Below are 18,177 nucleotides of genomic sequence, written 5' to 3'. Positions count from 1 at the left end.
GCGGGAAGCCGGCATTTTCGCCGGCTTCCCGCCACTTTATTCCTCGGGCTACTCGACTGACGAGCAACAGCAGAACTTATCCGAAGCGTCCAGAGATGTAGTCTTCGGTTTCCTTCTTGTCTGGGTTTTCGAAGATCTTCTTGGTTGGTCCAACCTCGACGAGGTGACCTGGCTTACCGGTTGCCTCCAGGGAGTAGAACGCGGTCTGGTCGGACACACGGGTTGCCTGTTGCATGTTGTGCGTCACGATAACGATGGTGAACTTTTCCTTGAGTTCGTGGATGAGATCCTCCACCGCGAGAGTGGAAATTGGGTCCAAAGCAGAGCATGGTTCGTCCATCAGAAGAACTTCCGGTTCCACAGCGATAGCACGGGCGATGCAAAGACGCTGTTGCTGGCCACCGGAGAGGCCACCGCCTGGCTTATCGAGACGATCCTTCACCTCTTCCCACAAGTTGGCGCCGCGCAAGGCTTTTTCGGCAACTTCGCGCAGCTTCTTGCGGTTCTTTTCACCGGACAGCTTCAGACCAGCGACCACGTTTTCTTCGATGGACATGGTTGGAAATGGGTTGGCCTTCTGGAACACCATGCCGATGGTATTACGTACGGATACTGGGTCGATCTTTGGACCGTAGATGTCCTCACCGTCGAGGAGGATTTCGCCCTGTACGGTGGCGTTCGGGATTACCTCGTGCATACGGTTCAGGGTGCGCAGGACGGTGGACTTGCCACAACCTGATGGGCCGATGAAGGCGGTCACAGCACGTGGTGGAATGTTGAGGTTGACGTTCTGTACAGCGTGGAAGTCACCGTAGTAGATGTTGACATCCTTGAGGTCAAGGCGCTTGGCCATGAGGTACTCCTAAGTATTTGTTCGGCTCCGCACCTGGGCTTAGGGCCCGGTTCCGCGGTTGTGGAGCCAAGGTGTGTTCAGTGTTTAGCGATGAGAAGAGTTGACTGCGTTGGCCGTTTAGACCTTGACAGAGAAGCGCTTGGAAATCAGGCGAGCGCCGATCATCAGGACGGCAACCAATAGCACCAGGGTGAATGCAGCACCCCACATGCGGTCGATCACGTTGGGGTTCGTACCTGCTTGGTACATCTGCAGCATGAACAGCGGCAGGGAGTTCTGGTTTCCTTCGAATACGTTCCAGTTAATGGCTGGGGTTGCGCCCACGAGGATTAGAACTGGGGCGGACTCACCCATCACGCGAGCCACAGCCAGCATTACGCCGGTGACGATACCGGATAGCGCGGTTGGCAAAACGATCTTGTAGATGGTCTTCCACTTAGGAACACCCAGGGCGAAAGCGGCCTCACGCAGATCCATCGGAACAATGCGGAGCATCTCTTCCGTGTTGCGAACGATGATCGGGATCATCAGCAAGACCAAAGCAATAGCAACTGCGAAGCCAGAGCGGTCGAAACCGAACATGGTGATCCACATGGCATAGACGAACAAAGCGGCCACGATGGAAGGAACACCGGTAAGGATGTCCACCATGAAAGTGGTGATGCGCCCAAGGAAGCTTCCGTTGGCGTATTCCACCAGGTAGATTGCCGTGAACACACCGATGGGAACGGAGAGCAATGAGGTCACAATGACCTGAGTCAAGGTACCGATAATGGCGTGCGAAATACCGCCACCGGGCTTGGAGTTAGGTTGGCCGGCCATATCGAAGGCCCACCAACTGGAATCAAGAACCACGGGCAGGCCCTTGATAACCACGTTTGCAACAACCCAAATAAGTGGGGCCAGCGCCAAGGCCATAGTCAGGTAAACCAGCACTGTGGCGACTTTGTCCTTGGCCTTGCGGCTACCAGAGATTCCCTGGAGCAGCTGGTTAGATGCTCCTGTTGGAGCTTCGGTTACAGCGTGTGACATGTCGTTTTCCTAACTGTTCTTCGCTACAACCGCGCGCGCTGCCGCGTTGACCAAGAAAGTCAAGACGAATAGCACCAGACCAGCGGCAATGTAGGCACCGGCTTTGAGGTTGTCATTGAACTCGGGAGCAGCGTTAGCAATGGCCGTGGCAAAGGTGGTACCACCGTCCATGAGAGAAGCACGGAAACTAGGTGCGGACGCGATAACCATGTACAACGCCATCGTTTCACCCAGCGCACGACCAAGGCCGAGCATCGCGCCAGAGATGTAACCGGATAGACCGAATGGCAAAACGGTCATCTTAATAACTTCCCAGCGGGTGGCACCCAGTGCCAGAGCTGCTTCGATTTGGCCGCGTGGGGTTTGCACAAACACTTCGCGCGCGGTTGCCGCAATCACGGGAAGAATCATGATAGCGAGGACGATGCCACCAGTGAAGACGTTACGGCTGGTAGAGAATGGTGGCGACGTTCCGTCTTGGAAATTGAAGAGGAAGAATCCGCCAAGGGTGGACGACAGCCATTCGTAGAATCCACCCAGGCTTGGCCCGAGGATCTGCATGCCCCAGATACCGAAAACGATGGAAGGGACCGCAGCCAGGAGGTCCACGAGGAAGCCGAGGGGCTTAATGAGTTTCTTTGGGCAGTAGTTGGACAGGAAGATCGCCACGCCCAATGCGACTGGCATCGCAATCAGCAAAGCGAGAAGAGAAACCAACACAGTGGTGAAGAACAAGTTCGGAATGCCGAACTGCATCCATCCACCGTCGTTAGTCGTGTAGTTGGTGTCCCAACGATCGCCGTAGGTGAAGAAGCTTCCGATCCCATCGCGCAGACGCCCCAGTGCAGGAGCGGCACGCCAGATGAGGAACAAGCCGATCAGTGCGATCATCAAGGTGATGAGGATGGACGAAGTCTTGGCGAGCGATTCGAAAATCACGTCTCCGGGCCGCTTGACGTGCGAGCCTCCAACACGTTGGCTGTTGCCATCCGGAGCTTCGAGCTGATCGCGCCCTTGCCCCTCCGTCGCAACCGCCTGAGGTTCTCGATCAACCTCGATTTTGTTGGCATGTGCCATGAAAGTGGGTCCTTAAAATACTTAGGAATGTAACGTAATGCCTATTTCGCACCAATACCCCCAATCGATAAATTCGACTTGGGGGCTAGGTTGGTGAGCGCTAGCAGGACATATTTGTAACTACTTCTCTGCACTCACCGAAGTAGCAACTTGATAGCGCCGAATTACTTCAGAGCGCCAACAGCGGTCTCAAGCTTCTTCTTGAACTCACCCTCAGCTGGGATGTAACCCTCGTCGCCGAGCTTCTCCTGGTTGTCCAGGATGGTGTACATGAAGTTTTTGACTAGGCCCGCAACGTTGTCGTCGTAACCTGCGGAGCAAACGATCTCGTAGGTGGTCAGAGCCAGTGGGTACTCACCCTCGCCCTTCTGAGCGAACAGAGCCTTGGAGTCAACAACCAGGTCGTTACCCTCGCCCTTGAACTTCACATTCTCCAGAGCCTTGTTGACGGACTCCTTGTTCAACTCAACTGGGCCTGCACCGAAGTCGATCTTGGCTGGCTTAACCTTGTCGTTGTCCTTCACGAAACCGGACTCAACGTAGGTGATGCCACCGTCGGTCTTTTCAACCTCGCCAGCAACGCCGGTGGAGCCCTTAACGCCGGAACCAACCTTGGTGGGGAAGGCCTTGCCCTCGCCCTCCCAGTCGCCGGTGGCGGCCTTCAGGAACTTCTGGAAGTTGTCAGAAGTACCGGACTCCTCAGAGCGGTAGAACACGGAAATTGGCTTGTCTGGCAGCTCGGTGCCTTCGTTCTCCTTGGCGATCTGAGGATCGTTCCAGTTCTTGATCTCGCCCTTGAAGATCTTTGCCACGGTCTTGGTGGACAGGTTCAGGGAGTCAACGCCCTCAACGTGGTAAGCGACCGCTACTGGGCCGATAACCATTGGGAGGTGCCATGCATCGTTACCCTTACAACGCTTCTTAGCGGCATCGATCTGGTCGTCCTTCAATGCGGAGTCAGAACCCGCGAAGTCGACCTGGCCGGAAACAAACTGGGTCTGACCAGCGCCGGAACCGGTTGCGTTGTAAGCCGAGGTATTGCCAGCCTCAGAGAAGGCTGGGCCGAAAACGTTCTCCATAGCGTTCTGCTGAGAGCTTGCGCCCTCACCCTTCAGCTCGCCCTTAGCATCGGTCATTGGGTAGCTGCTCTCGCTCTTGCCAGAACCACCGTTCGAACCACCCTTATCGGCGGAAGAGCAGGCGGTCAGGATCAAGGAGCCAGCCATCAGAGCTGCGGCAGCAGCGGTAGCACGCTTGTTAGTGAAGGTCACGTTACATTCCTCCGAGTATCGGTCTTGTGACAGCAGTGTGGATTGAATATGCACGAAACTTTCCCAGTTCTCGCAAGCTGTATAGCCTCGGTCGATTGGTGACCGACTTTGCGCGCAGCCCACCTAACAGGTGTTTGTGCTTCGGTTGAGAATCTAACGACCGCCTATGGACTCTAGGAGCCCTAGAGGTTAACTCTTCGTTAACTCCATCAAACTCGCTGGTCGGAGCAGTAAAACTTCGTAGCATCAACCTTGGATTTTCCTTGGAAAGCACACCACCCCCCTACCCCCGAAACAGGCGCTCTCACATCGAGTTTACCTTGAATTAACCTCAAAGCGCACTGGGGTCACATTTTCACCATCAGCCTCCCCGACCCCACAACGAAAACTGACCGCTAAAGCTCACCACACCAATCCCCCGCCGGCCCCCGCAATTGGTTTGACCCCAGCACCTGAGCATACGTGGTGGCCCTCCCGCCTACGGCCAGCCGCATTTGGTTTCTGCGAAGGTCGCTACGAGAGGACCTCGCTAACACACGCCCACCAATACACGGCAGCGCTCCCAGTTAGAGCCGCCCTCGCGGTACACCACAACGGTATGTACGACGGAAAATCCCAGTTAGAGCTGCCCGCGGTACACCACATCGGTATGTACGACGGAAAATCCCAGTTTCCCGTACGTAGATACCGCCGGCGCATTATCTCCTTCTACGTACAGCTCAATCTCCCCCACACCACGGTCCATGAGGTAGTCCATCCCCACCAAAGTCACGGGGCCTCCTAGTTTCCTGCCACGCGCCGCATCCGCCAGGCACACAACGTAGACCTCACCGACCCGTTGTCCTTCGTCCTTCTCCCGCTCCGCCAGAGGAATCTTGGTCCAGTGGAATCCCATGCATTCCGGGTTCTCATCGTCAATCCACAACATCAGCACCCCATCCGGATCAAACCAGCCGGTGTCCTTTTCTCGGCGCAGGTGCTCCACGCTCCAACCACCCTGCTCCGGGTGCCAAGCGAAAGCTTCGTTGTTTACTCGTACCCACTCTTCGTCTACATGATCGACGCCAAACTTCTCCGAGGCCTCCGCATAGTTCAGGACCTTAATTCCGCTGCCGGTCAAGCTCTTGCGCGCGCGTTCGGCCATCATGGCAAATTCGTTCGCTCTCGGAGAGCCGGGAGGGCACGATACCGCCATCTTCAGCAGCTCACGGGTACGCCGTGCATCCAATGTGGCCACGAATCGCTGTGCTTCCGACCCATCCCCGTGTGCCCAGACATCCACTACCCCGCTAAAACCAGCCGACTGCTTGAGTGCCTGGAACAGGCGTGTGGCGATTCCAGCGTGGCGTCGAGAAGGTAAAACAGCCAGTTCCACAACGCGGTCAGAATCGATGGCCAAAACACCGACTACCTCACCCTTTTCAAAAGCAACAACGTGAGTATGTCCGCGGTCCTCCCGCAAACCCCGCAGAAACGCCTCCCCCAAGGGGGCCACGCCATCTGACTCAGTGACTCGATCGAGTACCTCCTCGATCTTTTCGACCAACTCAAGATCGGTAGGCAGATCGGTGAAAACTTCGGTGTCAATGTGTCCAGTCATAGCTTTTCCATTCCACGGGGGCTACTGCCACTCCTCCGGAGCGACAGCCTTGTAACCCACATTACGGACAGTGGCGATCAAATGTTCGTAATCCCGACCCAATTTCGCCCGCAGCCGCCTGACATGTACATCTACCGTCCGAGCGCCACCGAAATAGTCATACCCCCACACATCCTGCAGCAGCTGCTCCCGGCTAAACACGCGCCCCGCATTGCGCACGAGAAAGTGGAGGAGCTCGAATTCCTTGTAAGTCAGGTCCAGAGGGGCGCCATCGATGCGGGCCACATATGTCACCTCGTCTACCACCAGACCTCCGATGGCGGCTACCTGGGAGTTTTCGGCCTGGTCGACCGCAACTGGGCGCCTGGTGGTGAGTAGGCGCAACCTAGTATCAATCTCAACGGGCGAGCTATTTGGAAGCATAAAATCATCGACCGCCCACGACGAGTCCACCGCAATGAGGCTGGCTTCTGCAATCGCAATGGCGACAGGCAACGTGGGATGGGCGGCGGCGACCGCACGGCAAAGATCCCGGGCACGCAGGAGATTATCCCCTGTCACATCGATGATGACGATATCCGCACCGCTCAATTCCCGGATCGATGCAGCTTTGGCGTCAAGTCGAGTAAGGGAATGACTCAGCAAAGGCAGGGCGGGGAGCGCCCCGCCGATATCGGCGGCATTCGTCAGCATGACAATGTTCACGGCCAGCCTTTCTTCCTTATTGCTGTGGCCTACTGTAGTGCGGTGACTTGGGGAATCGGTGAAGTGGGGTAAAAATGTGAGTGATGACCAATCTCGATAATAGTTCTGCAGAATCGGCCTCCCCTGCGGAGACAACCGATTCGCCGGCGGCAGCCCGCGCGAATTGCGCACCTGTGCCCGCTCGCCCCCGCTGGGCGAAGTGGGGAGTGCGCGCGTTAATCACCTTGGTCATCCTGGTTGTGGTTACCGCGTTCACCGACAGCTTGGTCGCAGGTCGGACCGAGCACCTGTATTCGAAGACACTGTACGAAAACTCCAACCTCGCCAATCCGCCCAGCGTGTTTGTCGCAGGATCGCCCTACACCGCATCTGTTTTCACCCACGAAGTACAAGCTATTACTGTCAACGCCAAGGACGTGGACATGCCCGAGTGGGGACTCATGAGCGTGCACAAATCCGCCCAATATGTCACGCTGCCGTGGCGGGCCGTACTAGGACAACCTTTCACCAATGCGCCAGCCAAAAAGGTATTTACGCGGCTGCAACTGGACGGGGTGACAATCGGCAATAAGATGCAGGTCGACGATCTGCTCATACAGAACCGCGACGATATTTCACCACGTGGCGGTTGGGAAACCGAAGCTATCTTCGAGGGCACACCGAAAGGCTTCAAAGCCCCAGCGACCGTCGAGATGAAGCTGCGAATCAAAGAAGGCGATGTGTACCTCACCCCCACCGCCGTTCTGAAGGGGCCATCGGAAACCGCGCAAGAAGGGCTCCTGGGTTCTGCGGCCTTAGTAGAAGGCGATCAGCTAAGCGAAAAAACTCGAAGTCGTATTGAGCAGGCCTTTACCCTCAAGATCCCCGGAGAACGACTGCCCCTCAAAGAAAAGCCGAAGCGGGTTTATGTGGCGGGTGGTTCCATTTTCTTCGAGTCAGAACAGCTTTACACCACCGTTAGCCTGCAAGACCTGATCCCTCACGGTCGCCGCCTGGCGGAGGAGGAAAAGCCGGGCCTATAGCCGACCGGTATGCTTGGGGTCCATGAGTGATGAAGCAAACCCCCGGAACGAACCTGCAGAGAGTGGCGAAACACACGCACCCGGCAAAGTAGATCCAAACCAGGCCGTGGATCGTGCTGCCGAAGCAGCGAAGCAGACGGCTCACAAGAACGTGCCGGACTTTGAGGACATCCCGATTCCTGCCGATACAGCGAATCTTCGGCTCGGCCCAAATCTGCACGATGGACTACTTGCCCTGTTGCCTTTGGTAGGTGTGTGGCGAGGACAGGGCCAAGCGGCGCATCCCGGTGAAAGCGAGCACACTTTCGGCCAGCAGATCGTTATCGCCCACGACGGAGAAAATCGTCTGCGCTACGAGTCCCGCACCTGGCGAATGGATGACGACGGCCAGCCCATGTCCACCCCTGATCGTCGCGAGACCGGTTTTTGGCGTATCAACGACAAAGATGAAATCGAACTCATCGTCTCGCACTCCGATGGCATGGTCGAGATCATGTACGGCAAGCCCATGACTGAGCGCGCGTGGGAGCTGGAAAGCGCCTCCACCATGGTGACCGCGACGGGGCCAGCTGCTTTGGGCCCAGGCAAACGTCTGTATGGACTGATGCCAAACAACGATCTGGGTTGGGTGGATGAGCGCCTCATCGACGGTGAGATGGTGCCGTGGTTATCTGCACAGCTTCACCGAGTTGTGGGCTAGTCCGCGACCTCCCAGTTAGCTGGTCACTGCCTGCCAAGCCATGGCTTGGATCTCAGTGGCATTATCGGTTTCGCCAATGGGGTGACCGTCAATGGAGTTCACCCGCGCATATGCGCGCACGGAACTGACCAGCAACACCCCATCGCTGTCCAGCAAATCCTGCACTGTCAAGGTTTGCTGGGCAGTTTCCCACCCGGCCGCTTCCGCGATCTGAAACAGCGCAGCCTGGGTGGTGCCGGGCAAAATGCCGGCGTGGGTAGGCGGCGTCAGCAATGTCTTGCCCTTAACCACGATCACCGAGGACGTCGGCCCTTCCAAAACGTGGCCCTCGTCGGAGATGAAGATGACGTCCGAATAACCCCGCTCCTTAGCGGAGCGCAACGCGGCCATGTTCGCCGCGTAACTCAACGTCTTCGCTCCCACCAACGCCCACGGTGAGCGCTGTGAGAGGTCAATGCGGAACCCTCGCTCAGCCGTCATTACGTCCACCCCCTCCTCACGGGCCCGCACAACTTCCGGGCTGATGGGAGCCACCGTAATCCATCCGGTGGGTTGACCGGTGGACTCGCGGCCTCGCGAATAGACCCACCGCAGCGCGGCTTCGGGTGCGCCCACCGTCTCTGCGAACGCGTGAACTGCCAGTTCGGTCGCCCGATGCCATTGGTCAATATCGGGTTCGGGCAAATTGAGCATCATGGCGCTATTGCGAAATCGGCGAGAGTGCCTTTCCAATTTGCGAACCTGTCCATCACGCAGCATTAGTGTTTCAAACACCCCATCACCGCGCACCGCAGCCAAGTCATCGGCGTAGATTAGGGGTGATCCTGGATCTACCACTTCTGGTTCCAAAGAGGTATCCATTCCACTTCGCAAAACACTCACAACCACGGTGTTTTGGTGCGAATCCCGACTAGTCATCTGTGGCTCTTCCCGATTCTCCAGCAATATGAGCGCCATCATTTCATTGGCGCTCCGATGCCCCCAAGCCTATATCGGCAAACCCACGCCACCGTCGCAACACACCCCCAGACAAACCCCGAATGAGGTTTGTGCCTACCATGGAAGATGTGTTGGAACATTCCGTTAGCCCACTGGTTTCCCACGTTCCGGGCGCGGCCAACGTGGTCGACGATGCGACCACGCCCACCGCAGCCCACTACGGTGACCCGCTTGTTGAGCAGCAACGCCTCTCCCGCTCGCTGGGTCTCGTCGATCGTTGGGACCGCACTGCCATTCTCGTGAGGGGCGAGGAGGCCCGAACGTGGCTCAACGACCTCATTTCCCAGAAGGTCAATGCCATCGATCCCGGCGCAGCCACTTATGGGCTGCTCCTTGACCTCCAGGGTCGCGTTACCCATCAGTTTGGCATCGCAGCCCTGCCCGAAGGTCTACTGCTGGACTGCCCTGCCGCACACGCTGACAGCTTGGCGGACTACCTAACCAAGATGATTTTCTGGGCCAAGGTCGAGGTCGAGGTCCTGCCTCTGGCCCAGCTGACTGTCGTAGGGCGCCTTCTTCCTTTTGTCGACGCCGCGGGCAGCCTGAATACGGACTCCGCATCCAATGAGCTTCATTCCTCTCTCGCATCTCCGAGCGAGGCTGGCCTGGGTTCCGATGCCCCTCTGGCTGCTCTTATTGACGCTATAACGACCCTCCCCGGCGCCCATTCGTGGCGCGCTCGCAGCCTCCGGGCTGTCGGGATTCCGGATTCGTCCGGCGGAATGGGAGCCTTGGACATCTGGGTTCCCCGCGAGGACATTGCTGCTGCCTGGGATGTGCTCTCTAAGGTTGCAGCCCCCACCGGACACATGGCCTACGACGCTCTTCGCATCGCCGCTCGCATCCCTGAGGTAGGCATCGATACCGACGAGCGAACTATCCCCCACGAATCCATGTTCTTCACGGGCCCGCGGTCTGCCGAGGCCACCACGCTCGGTACGGTGACCGACGGCCCCAGCGCCCACGCCGTACACCTCAACAAGGGTTGCTATCGGGGCCAGGAGACCGTCTCGCGCGTGCAAAACCTGGGCAAGCCACCGCGGGTTATCGTGTTGCTTCATCTCGACGGTTCCGCCAACCGACTGCCTGCAGTCGGATCCGAACTCACCGCCGGTAAATCGTCCATCGGCCGCGTAGGTAGCAGTGCTCATGACGGTGATTTAGGGCCCATCGCTTTGGCTCTGGTCAAGCGCGGGGTTGTGGAGAAGCTGGCGTCGACCCCAGAAAAAGTCCCGGCTCTGCAAGCCGACGGTGTAGACGCGGCGATTGACCCAGCCGACCTAGTCCGCGATGACACGGTGCGACCGGGGCGAGCAGCAATCAACCAGCTGCGCAACAGCCCGAGGACATAGGACCAGCAGGCGAGAAAGCGCCCAACACCCCGACAAAGCAGCAATCAACCAGCTGCGCAACAGCCCTAGGGCATAGGACCAGCAAGGGAGAAAACGCCGAAGAGCCCGACAAAACAGCGCAAGAAGGTGACGAATTACTTGAAACCTGTTGCAGGTTGTCACCCACTTATAAGTTCCGTTGAATTCAAATTTTTCATTTTTCTCGACGAGCTAGATTTTTTGGAAAATCGCACGTCAGCACGCTGAACCGCCTCGACCACGCCTAGGGGATGGGCGTGTTGAGGGCACCCCTTTGCGGAAAAATATTTGCGCACCCGCTATGGTGTAGGACAGGAAGAAACTTTAAACGTAAAAGCAGGGTGGCCGAACTCCTGAGTCGCCCGAGGACACCGCAAGGGGGTCAGGCCATGGGTCGCGGCCGTGCCAAGGCTAAGCAAGCCAAGGTTGCTCGTCAGTTGAAGTACAACACTCCAGAGATGGATCTGGAGCGTCTGCAGAGGGAACTTTCGGGTTCTTCCTCCAACGACGATGATCGCTACTCGTCTTATGACGACGACGAATGGGATGAATGGAACGACGAAGACAATCACTCTTCGTCTCGCTGAGTTGATCCCCCCACGCTTGCGAGCACCAGCTTTCATTAAAAAACGACTAACCCCACTGCCTGTTAGTTCTAAACACGGAAGTGGGGTTAGTCGTTTTGGGTTCCAGCAACGTGCATCTGCTGTACTTCAATGCCTTTGTGACCGAGTGGTGGGCATCCCGTGCCCACAGAAAAGCTCCGCAGGCCCGACGTAGCACGGGCCCCGTGAGTTTGAAACCACCCGGGAGCCCAAGGACCACGTTTAGGCGCGTGGGTGTTCCCCGCGTAAAACGGCGCCGGATGCAGTGTCACCACTAGCGGAAACCTCGCCCAGCTTCCATGCGTCGAGGTGGCGAGCAGTCAGCATCGCGAGGGCGCGTTCAGCATCTTCCTCACTGACAACAGCGACCATGCCCACGCCCATGTTGAAGGTCTTCTCCATCTCAGCCTGCTCCACGTTGCCCTCACGAGCGATGAGCTGGAAAATCGGACCCGGGGTCCACGTCGCACGATCCAACTCCGCTACCAGGCCTTCAGGGATAACGCGGGCCAGGTTCGCGGCCAGGCCGCCACCGGTGATGTGAGCAAACGTGTGTACCTCGCACTCAGCTGCCAGATCCAAGCAGGTCTTAGCGTAAATACGGGTTGGCTCCAGCATTTCTTCGCCCAACGTGCGGCCGAGTTCCTCGATATAACCATCGAGTGGCAGACCTGCCGTTTCCAGCAGCACGTGGCGAGCCAACGAGTAGCCGTTGGAATGCAGACCCGATGATGCCATGGCGATGACAACATCACCGGGACGAACCATGTCGGGACCAAGCACCTTGGCCTCTTCGACAACACCGACGGAGGTCGCGGACACGTCGTACTCGCCCGGCTTCATCACACCGGGGTGCTCCGCGGTCTCGCCACCCAGAAGAGCGCATCCAGCTTCTTCGCAGCCCTCCGCGATGCCCTTCACGATGTTGGCGACGTGCTCTGGTACAACCTTGCCAATAGCAATGTAATCCTGGAGGAACAATGGCTCCGCTCCACAGACCACGAGGTCATCAACGCACATAGCCACCAGGTCCCGGCCGATGGTGTCATGCTTATCCATCGCTTGGGCCACAGCCAACTTGGTGCCCACACCATCCGAGGAAGCCGCCAGCAACGGTTTCTCGTACTCACCTAGGGCGAAAAGGCCAGCGAAGCCGCCTAGGCCACCTCGCACCTCCGGACGCGTAGCTTTCTTAGCCAATGGGGCGAAAAGCTCGACGGCGCGGTCTCCCGCTTCGATATCGACGCCGGCGGCGGCGTAAGAGGCACCGTTGGTCTGCTGCTGATCGGTCATGAAAGTCCTTGATTGTTGAATGGAATGGGCTCATGCCTAGTGAGGCCCGGTTTCTACAGCTCTAGGTTATCGGACGAACTCATCCAATTCGTCCGCTGTACCGCACGCGGAGGGGTTCATCCCGTGTTCCACCTGCATACTGCGAACAAGTGCAGAATTTGGGTTGTCGTTGGGCAAGCCCAACGGGTAAACACCGTCGAAACATGCGGAACACAGTTGCGTTTTAGGCTGTCCCGATGCCTCGATCATTGCTTCGCTGGACACGAAGGCAAGGGAATCCGCACCGATTTCATCGCAAATTCGCGCAACCGGATCATCCTGCTGCACCGTATTCGCGATGAGCTCCTGCGGAGAGGCGAAGTCGATTCCGTAAAAGCACGGCCACTTCACTGGTGGTGAGGCAATGCGCACATGCACCTCCGCCGCTCCCGCATCGCGCAGCATCTTGATCAGCGCGCGCTGAGTGTTTCCGCGGACAATGGAATCATCCACCACGATCAACCGCTTGCCCTCGATCACCGAGCGCAGCGGGTTGAGCTTCAGTCGGATACCCAACTGACGGATGGACTGCGAAGGTTGAATGAAGGTACGACCCACATAGGCGTTCTTCATCAGGCCCTGGCCGAACGGAATACCAGATTCCTGGGCATAACCCACCGCAGCTGGGGTTCCGGAATCCGGAACGGGGATCACCAAATCACCCTCGGCCGGAGCTTCCTTCGCCAGAGAACGACCGATTCCCACACGGGTGGCATTGACCACCTGACCGCGGATCACGGAATCGGGGCGGGCCAGATAGACGTATTCGAATACACAACCCTTCGGCTGCGCCTTCGCAATAATCCGGGAACGCAGACCATCTTCATCAACGACGATCATTTCCCCGGGTTCCACGTCCCGCTCAAAGGCCGCACCCACGATGTCCAGCGCAGCGGTTTCACTGGCGATAACCCAGCCACCATTGGGCAGGCGCCCGATCGACAGTGGGCGCACACCGTGGGGATCGCGCACGGCATACAGCGCCGAACCATCCGTAAACAGGGTGCAAAACGCGCCTCGGACGCGCGAGAAAAGCTCCACCGCGGATTCCTCGACACTGTGATCATCGCGGACTGCTGCGGCCAGCAGGGCACACATGACATCGGAATCGGACGGGTGGGTCTTGGGATCAACCAACCCCAACCGCGCAGCTTCCAAGGTCAACTCTTGGTGGTTAACCAGGTTGCCGTTGTGCCCCAAGGCTACGTCGGTCCCATTGGGGGCCATCCGGAACATGGGCTGGGCGTTCTCCCAGCTAGCGCCACCTGCGGTCGAATAGCGGGTGTGCCCCAAGGCGATATGCCCCTTGAGGGACTCAAGCGATTGCTCGTCGAAGACTTGGCTGACAAGACCCAGGTCTTTGAAAACGACGATCTGATCACCATTACCCACAGCGATTCCGGCGGCTTCTTGCCCGCGGTGCTGGAGCGCATAAAGGCCGTAGTAAGAGAGTTTGGATACGTCTTCCCCAGGAGCCCAGACTCCGAATACACCGCATTCCTCGCGAGGTTCGGTCTCCCCCAGGGTGTCGTAGGGCCCGCATGCGGTGCCTCGCGTGTGGGCGCTGGTTCCGTTGCTTTGGCTCAGTTCGTTTGCCACTTCCCCAACGTTACCCGCCACCGGCGCAATTCCCAAAGAGGTAACGGCTGACCCTTCGCGTTGTAACGCTCAAGGAAACCGCAGCAGCGGAAGGTGCTCCTCGATCTCACCGGCGCGAGTCCCGGAGCGCTCGGCGTCGGATAGAGAAAAACCCACTTCCCCCACGACAAGGCGTAACCACTCCAACGGCGAACACTGCACCACATTGGGTGGGGTACCGCGACGATGGTCCGGGCCAGCCACACATTGGACGGCGGCGAAAGGAGGTACACGAACCTCAACACTGTTGCCTGGTGCAAGGTCGGCCAGCAAAGCAGTAGTCAACCGCACCGCCTCTGCTTGGGGTTGACGGCCGGGAGCAGGAATCCCCTGGGGATTGCGCACCCAATCGAGCACCTCCGCAACTGCCGTGCGCGCAGCAGCGGAGAGTTCGGGACCAGACAATGTTCGCTTCATGCCCACCAAGGCTACTCGAGGCGTTAGGATAAAATTTTGGACGTATTGGGGAAAATACGCGCGACCACGTTAAAAGAGGAGAACGAGACCACTATGGCCGAGCACGAAACCAGCTCCACTACCGACGATGCCACGAACCGCTCGCCGGAGGTCACCCTACGGTTTCTCGCGGCACCCACCGATGTGCTGATGGCAGGTTCCATGGGCGTCCACGGTGGCCGCGTGCTGGAGTGGATCGACAAGGCGGCTTATGCCTGTGCCGTCGGCTGGGCGCAGTCCTACTGCGTTACGGCTTATGTGGGCCACATTCACTTCAACCGCCCCATTCCCTCCGGACACATGGTGGAAGTGCGCAGTCGAATCGCCTACACCGGCCGATCGTCGATGCATATCGTCAACGAGGTGTTTTCCGCCGATCCGCGCGAGGGTATTTTCACCCGCGCGTGCGACTGCTTGGTGATTTTCGTAGCTATGGATGAAAACCGGAAGGCCAAGGCCGTCCCCAACTACGTGCCGAAAACGGATGAGGAAAAGCGCGTAGCCGAGGCCGCCTTGTCGCGCGTGCAGCTGCGCAAGGCCATCGAAGAGGAGATGCTGCGACAGACCTACACCGAGGATTCCACTGCACCCCAGCTCACGAACCGCTTCTTGGCTAAGCCCACAGACGTCAACTGGGGTGGCAACGTTCACGGTGGTACGGCCATGGAGTGGATTGATGAGGCCGCCACAGCCTGCACCATGCAGTGGTCGGGCGAGCGAACCGTGGCTGTGTACGCCGGTGGCATCCGCTTCTACCGCCCGGTCCACATTGGCGACCTGGTTGAGGTCGATGCCCGCTTGATCCGCACGGATGCCCGCTCCATGTCCGTGATCGTGCACCTGCGCGCTGGCGACCCCCGCCACGGCAAGAACAACCTGCCCGTGGCCATCCACGCATCGTTTACCTACATCGCCATGGACATCGACGGCAATCCGCTCGCGGCCCGCAAGTTCGTCCCAGTCACAAACGAAGATAAGCGGCTCGAGCAACACTCGCTGCGTTTGCGCGAGCTGCGCAGCGAGTTCGTGCCCAAGCCGCTAGTAAAGCCGCTTCGCGACGAGTACCGGATTACTCAATAACCGAGTTGTTTCCCGCCGCGTGGCTAAACAGCGCGGGCAGGGTGCTTTCCCAGGCGCTGCGGATCTCGTCGAGGTTGTAGACCAGGGCCTGCGGTACATCGGTTGGTTTTTCTTCCGACGCCACCACGCCCTTGGCCAACACGATCACAGCTTGGTCCGCATCGTCCGTGGTACCGGTGCGTCCGATGTGAGCCGCAGCCAAGCCAGTGCGCTCCGCTTCCGCTACGACCTCGTCGCGCTTATCCCTCTCCACAACCAGCAGAATACGGGATGCGGTTTCGGAGAATAGTCCCACGAACAAATCTGCTGCGATCTGCTCGCTATCGCCGCTCTCCCCTTCACCCGCGGTAGGCGCCTCAAGGAACGCGGTGGGGTCAGCAACCAGGCCGAAATCGGATTGTACCGCCAGCTCGACCAATGCCTGGGACAAACCACCCTCGGACAAGTCCGAAGCGGCAACAACCTTGCCGCGCAGGGAGCTCATAAGCTCTGCGAGCTTCTGCTCATCTGCCAAATCGACCTGTGGTGGCATGCCGGCCAGTGCGTTATCGTGCGCGACCTGCTGCCAGATCGAACCACCCAGTTCATCCTGGGTCTTCTTGCCGACCAAGACCAGATCAAAGTCCGTGCCCTGGGCTGCGGCTACCCGTGGAGTAACTTGCTGGGGGATGCGCGTGGAGGCGTCGTCAATAGTTCCCAGAACGGCGACCACTGGGGTCGGCAAGATAGGGGTAGTGCCCGTCTGGTTGTAGAAGGACACGTTGCCACCGGTGACTGGGGTGGTCAGCTCGGCGCAGCCGTCGGCCAAGCCACGAACAGCCTCACGGAACTGCCACATCACTCCGGGATCCTCCGGGGAGCCGAAGTTCAAGCAGTTCGAAACGGCGACTGGGGTGGCGCCGGTAGCTGCGACGTTGCGGTGTGCCTCAGCCAGCGCCAACTGTGCACCCGTGCGGGGATCCAGCTTGGTGTAACGGCCGGAAGCATCCGTTGCAACGGCGATACCGCGGTTAGTTTCCTCATCAATGCGCAGCACACCTGCATCGGCATCCTTGGCGGACACGGTGTTGCCGCGGACGTAGCGGTCGTACTGTTCAGTGATGAATGCGCGGGAGCACAGGGCCGGGGAACTTGCCAGATCCAGCACCACCTGGCGCAGCTCCATCGCGGTGCGTGGGCGCTCCAGGTTTGGTTCTTGATTGAGCTGATCTTGGTCGGCAGGGCGCTCATAGGGCCGCTCGTACACCGGGCCTTCTTCGGCCATGGAGTGCGGTGGCGCGTCCACCACGATCTCGCCCTGGTGCTCGATGGTCAGACGGTTGTCCTGATCAGTGACGTAGCCGATATCGGAGGCCAGCACGTCCCAACGACGGCAGATCTCCATGAAAGCATCGACGTTTTCCGGCTTGACGACCGCCATCATGCGCTCCTGGGATTCGGAGCTGAGGATCTCGGCCGCGGTCATGCCCTCGGCACGCAGGTGCACGTTGTCGAGGTTGACGTGCATACCACCATCACCCGCCGATGCCAGCTCGGAGGTAGCACACGACAGGCCCGCGCCACCCAGGTCCTGGATGCCCACGACAATGCCAGCGTTGTACAGGTCCAAGCAGCACTCGATGAGTACTTTCTCGGCAAATGGATCGCCCACCTGCACGGCCGGCAGCTTGCGCTCGGCGCCTTCTTCGAACGTGTCCGACGCCAAAACGGACACACCGCCGATGCCATCCAGGCCCGTGCGGGATCCAAACAGGATCACCCGGTTATCCGTGCCAGAGGCAAAAGCCAGCTTCAGATCATCGACCTTCAGGGTGCCCACACCCAGTGCGTTCACCAACGGGTTACCCGCGTAGGACTCGTCAAAGACGGTCTCGCCACCCAAGTTGGGCAGTCCCAAGGAGTTTCCGTATCCACCCACGCCAGCAACCACACCGGGCAGAACGCGCTGTGTATCCGGGGCATCGGCTGGACCGAAACGGAGCTGGTCCATGACGGCAACTGGACGTGCGCCCATAGCCATAATGTCGCGAATGATACCGCCCACACCGGTGGCTGCACCCTGGTAGGGCTCCACATAAGAAGGGTGGTTGTGGCTTTCCACCTTGAAGGTAACCGCGTGGCCATCGCCGATGTCGATCACACCGGCGTTTTCACCGATGCCCGCGAGCATCTTGGACTTCATCTCGTCCGTCGTGGTCTCACCGAAGTATCGCAAGTGCACCTTGGAGGACTTATACGAGCAGTGCTCCGACCACATGATGGAGTACATCGCCAGTTCGGCATCGGTGGGCCGGCGGCCGAGGATCTGCTTAATCCGTGCGTACTCGTCGTCTTTCAATCCCAGTTCGGCGTAGGGCTGTTCGAGATCCGGGTTTGCCTGTGCCGCAGCGACGGTATCGTTGTGAATCTTATTCTCAGTCATGTTTCGCGTCGGCTC

The 18,177-nt window shown here is 58.6% G+C and carries 16 protein-coding genes; 5 read left to right on the top strand and 11 right to left on the bottom strand.

What is annotated here, in order from left to right:
- Positions 1 to 76: 76 nt before the first annotated feature.
- The 6 genes from pstB to HMPREF3098_RS09480 form a co-directional block, all read right to left on the bottom strand.
- Complete coding sequence (gene pstB / locus HMPREF3098_RS09505; protein ID WP_070434923.1) at positions 77 to 853, bottom strand: phosphate ABC transporter ATP-binding protein PstB; 777 nt, start codon at positions 851 to 853, stop codon at positions 77 to 79.
- Between the two features lie 117 nt (positions 854 to 970).
- Positions 971 to 1,885: a phosphate ABC transporter permease PstA gene (gene pstA, locus HMPREF3098_RS09500; RefSeq protein WP_070434922.1), complete on the bottom strand. Its 915-nt coding sequence runs from the start codon at positions 1,883 to 1,885 to the stop codon at positions 971 to 973.
- Between the two features lie 9 nt (positions 1,886 to 1,894).
- Positions 1,895 to 2,962, bottom strand: coding sequence for a phosphate ABC transporter permease subunit PstC (gene pstC, locus HMPREF3098_RS09495; RefSeq protein ID WP_070434921.1), 1,068 nt, complete (start codon positions 2,960 to 2,962; stop codon positions 1,895 to 1,897).
- A 164-nt stretch (positions 2,963 to 3,126) separates the two neighbouring features.
- Entirely contained in the window at positions 3,127 to 4,233 is a 1,107-nt protein-coding gene (pstS, locus tag HMPREF3098_RS09490; protein ID WP_141739741.1) for a phosphate ABC transporter substrate-binding protein PstS, read from the bottom strand.
- 619 nt (positions 4,234 to 4,852) lie between these two features.
- Positions 4,853 to 5,833 carry a mycothiol synthase gene (mshD, locus tag HMPREF3098_RS09485; protein WP_070434920.1) on the bottom strand — a complete coding sequence of 327 codons (981 nt, stop codon included), beginning with the start codon at positions 5,831 to 5,833 and terminating at the stop codon, positions 4,853 to 4,855.
- A gap of 21 nt (positions 5,834 to 5,854) precedes the next feature.
- Positions 5,855 to 6,538, bottom strand: coding sequence for a winged helix family transcriptional regulator (locus HMPREF3098_RS09480; RefSeq protein WP_070434919.1), 684 nt, complete (start codon positions 6,536 to 6,538; stop codon positions 5,855 to 5,857).
- An 83-nt stretch (positions 6,539 to 6,621) separates the two neighbouring features.
- Here HMPREF3098_RS09480 and HMPREF3098_RS09475 point away from each other — a divergent pair, with 83 nt between their 5' ends.
- Both HMPREF3098_RS09475 and HMPREF3098_RS09470 read left to right on the top strand, forming a co-directional pair.
- Positions 6,622 to 7,560: an LmeA family phospholipid-binding protein gene (locus HMPREF3098_RS09475; RefSeq protein WP_070434918.1), complete on the top strand. Its 939-nt coding sequence runs from the start codon at positions 6,622 to 6,624 to the stop codon at positions 7,558 to 7,560.
- A 22-nt stretch (positions 7,561 to 7,582) separates the two neighbouring features.
- The gene (locus HMPREF3098_RS09470; RefSeq protein WP_070434917.1) at positions 7,583 to 8,260 is read left to right on the top strand and encodes a heme-binding beta-barrel domain-containing protein; all 678 of its coding nucleotides are present in this window, start codon (positions 7,583 to 7,585) and stop codon (positions 8,258 to 8,260) included.
- Between the two features lie 15 nt (positions 8,261 to 8,275).
- Here HMPREF3098_RS09470 and HMPREF3098_RS09465 read toward each other — a convergent pair whose 3' ends face one another.
- The gene (locus tag HMPREF3098_RS09465; RefSeq protein WP_246815921.1) at positions 8,276 to 9,121 is read right to left on the bottom strand and encodes an aminodeoxychorismate lyase; all 846 of its coding nucleotides are present in this window, start codon (positions 9,119 to 9,121) and stop codon (positions 8,276 to 8,278) included.
- A 179-nt stretch (positions 9,122 to 9,300) separates the two neighbouring features.
- On the opposite strand from HMPREF3098_RS09465, the gene HMPREF3098_RS09460 reads away from it, so the two are divergent.
- Positions 9,301 to 10,611 carry a CAF17-like 4Fe-4S cluster assembly/insertion protein YgfZ gene (locus HMPREF3098_RS09460; RefSeq protein ID WP_246815918.1) on the top strand — a complete coding sequence of 437 codons (1,311 nt, stop codon included), beginning with the start codon at positions 9,301 to 9,303 and terminating at the stop codon, positions 10,609 to 10,611.
- A 407-nt stretch (positions 10,612 to 11,018) separates the two neighbouring features.
- Complete coding sequence (locus HMPREF3098_RS09455) at positions 11,019 to 11,216, top strand: DUF3073 domain-containing protein (RefSeq protein WP_035114430.1); 198 nt, start codon at positions 11,019 to 11,021, stop codon at positions 11,214 to 11,216.
- A gap of 240 nt (positions 11,217 to 11,456) precedes the next feature.
- Here HMPREF3098_RS09455 and purM read toward each other — a convergent pair whose 3' ends face one another.
- From purM to HMPREF3098_RS09440, 3 genes are all read right to left on the bottom strand, one after another.
- Positions 11,457 to 12,527: a phosphoribosylformylglycinamidine cyclo-ligase gene (gene purM, locus HMPREF3098_RS09450; RefSeq protein ID WP_070434915.1), complete on the bottom strand. Its 1,071-nt coding sequence runs from the start codon at positions 12,525 to 12,527 to the stop codon at positions 11,457 to 11,459.
- Between the two features lie 66 nt (positions 12,528 to 12,593).
- Positions 12,594 to 14,195: an amidophosphoribosyltransferase gene (gene purF / locus HMPREF3098_RS09445; protein WP_371440987.1), complete on the bottom strand. Its 1,602-nt coding sequence runs from the start codon at positions 14,193 to 14,195 to the stop codon at positions 12,594 to 12,596.
- Positions 14,196 to 14,234: 39 nt separating this feature from the next.
- The gene (locus HMPREF3098_RS09440; protein ID WP_052095028.1) at positions 14,235 to 14,621 is read right to left on the bottom strand and encodes a sterol carrier family protein; all 387 of its coding nucleotides are present in this window, start codon (positions 14,619 to 14,621) and stop codon (positions 14,235 to 14,237) included.
- Positions 14,622 to 14,714: 93 nt separating this feature from the next.
- On the opposite strand from HMPREF3098_RS09440, the gene HMPREF3098_RS09435 reads away from it, so the two are divergent.
- Positions 14,715 to 15,740: an acyl-CoA thioesterase gene (locus HMPREF3098_RS09435; protein ID WP_070434913.1), complete on the top strand. Its 1,026-nt coding sequence runs from the start codon at positions 14,715 to 14,717 to the stop codon at positions 15,738 to 15,740.
- On the opposite strand, the gene purL is transcribed toward HMPREF3098_RS09435, so the two are convergent.
- Entirely contained in the window at positions 15,730 to 18,162 is a 2,433-nt protein-coding gene (purL, locus tag HMPREF3098_RS09430) for a phosphoribosylformylglycinamidine synthase subunit PurL (protein WP_070434912.1), read from the bottom strand. The genes HMPREF3098_RS09435 and purL overlap by 11 nt on opposite strands.
- Between the last annotated feature and the right edge of the window lie 15 nt (positions 18,163 to 18,177).

This window comes from Corynebacterium sp. HMSC28B08, assembly GCF_001806865.1.
Classification (GTDB): Bacteria; Actinomycetota; Actinomycetes; order Mycobacteriales; family Mycobacteriaceae; genus Corynebacterium; species Corynebacterium auriscanis.
Note: the sequence above shows the minus strand (reverse complement) of the source record. Positions and strands in the feature narration are given on the sequence as shown.

Coding starts and splice junctions, on each gene's coding strand:
- pstB (WP_070434923.1), bottom strand. CDS start 853: ATGGCCAAGCGCCTTGACCTCAAGGATGTCAACATCTACTACGGTGAC.
- pstA (WP_070434922.1), bottom strand. CDS start 1,885: ATGTCACACGCTGTAACCGAAGCTCCAACAGGAGCATCTAACCAGCTG.
- pstC (WP_070434921.1), bottom strand. CDS start 2,962: ATGGCACATGCCAACAAAATCGAGGTTGATCGAGAACCTCAGGCGGTT.
- mshD (WP_070434920.1), bottom strand. CDS start 5,833: ATGACTGGACACATTGACACCGAAGTTTTCACCGATCTGCCTACCGAT.
- HMPREF3098_RS09475 (WP_070434918.1), top strand. CDS start 6,622: ATGACCAATCTCGATAATAGTTCTGCAGAATCGGCCTCCCCTGCGGAG.
- HMPREF3098_RS09470 (WP_070434917.1), top strand. CDS start 7,583: ATGAGTGATGAAGCAAACCCCCGGAACGAACCTGCAGAGAGTGGCGAA.
- HMPREF3098_RS09465 (WP_246815921.1), bottom strand. CDS start 9,121: ATGGATACCTCTTTGGAACCAGAAGTGGTAGATCCAGGATCACCCCTA.
- HMPREF3098_RS09460 (WP_246815918.1), top strand. CDS start 9,301: ATGAGGTTTGTGCCTACCATGGAAGATGTGTTGGAACATTCCGTTAGC.
- HMPREF3098_RS09455 (WP_035114430.1), top strand. CDS start 11,019: ATGGGTCGCGGCCGTGCCAAGGCTAAGCAAGCCAAGGTTGCTCGTCAG.
- purM (WP_070434915.1), bottom strand. CDS start 12,527: ATGACCGATCAGCAGCAGACCAACGGTGCCTCTTACGCCGCCGCCGGC.
- HMPREF3098_RS09440 (WP_052095028.1), bottom strand. CDS start 14,621: ATGAAGCGAACATTGTCTGGTCCCGAACTCTCCGCTGCTGCGCGCACG.
- HMPREF3098_RS09435 (WP_070434913.1), top strand. CDS start 14,715: ATGGCCGAGCACGAAACCAGCTCCACTACCGACGATGCCACGAACCGC.
- purL (WP_070434912.1), bottom strand. CDS start 18,162: ATGACTGAGAATAAGATTCACAACGATACCGTCGCTGCGGCACAGGCA.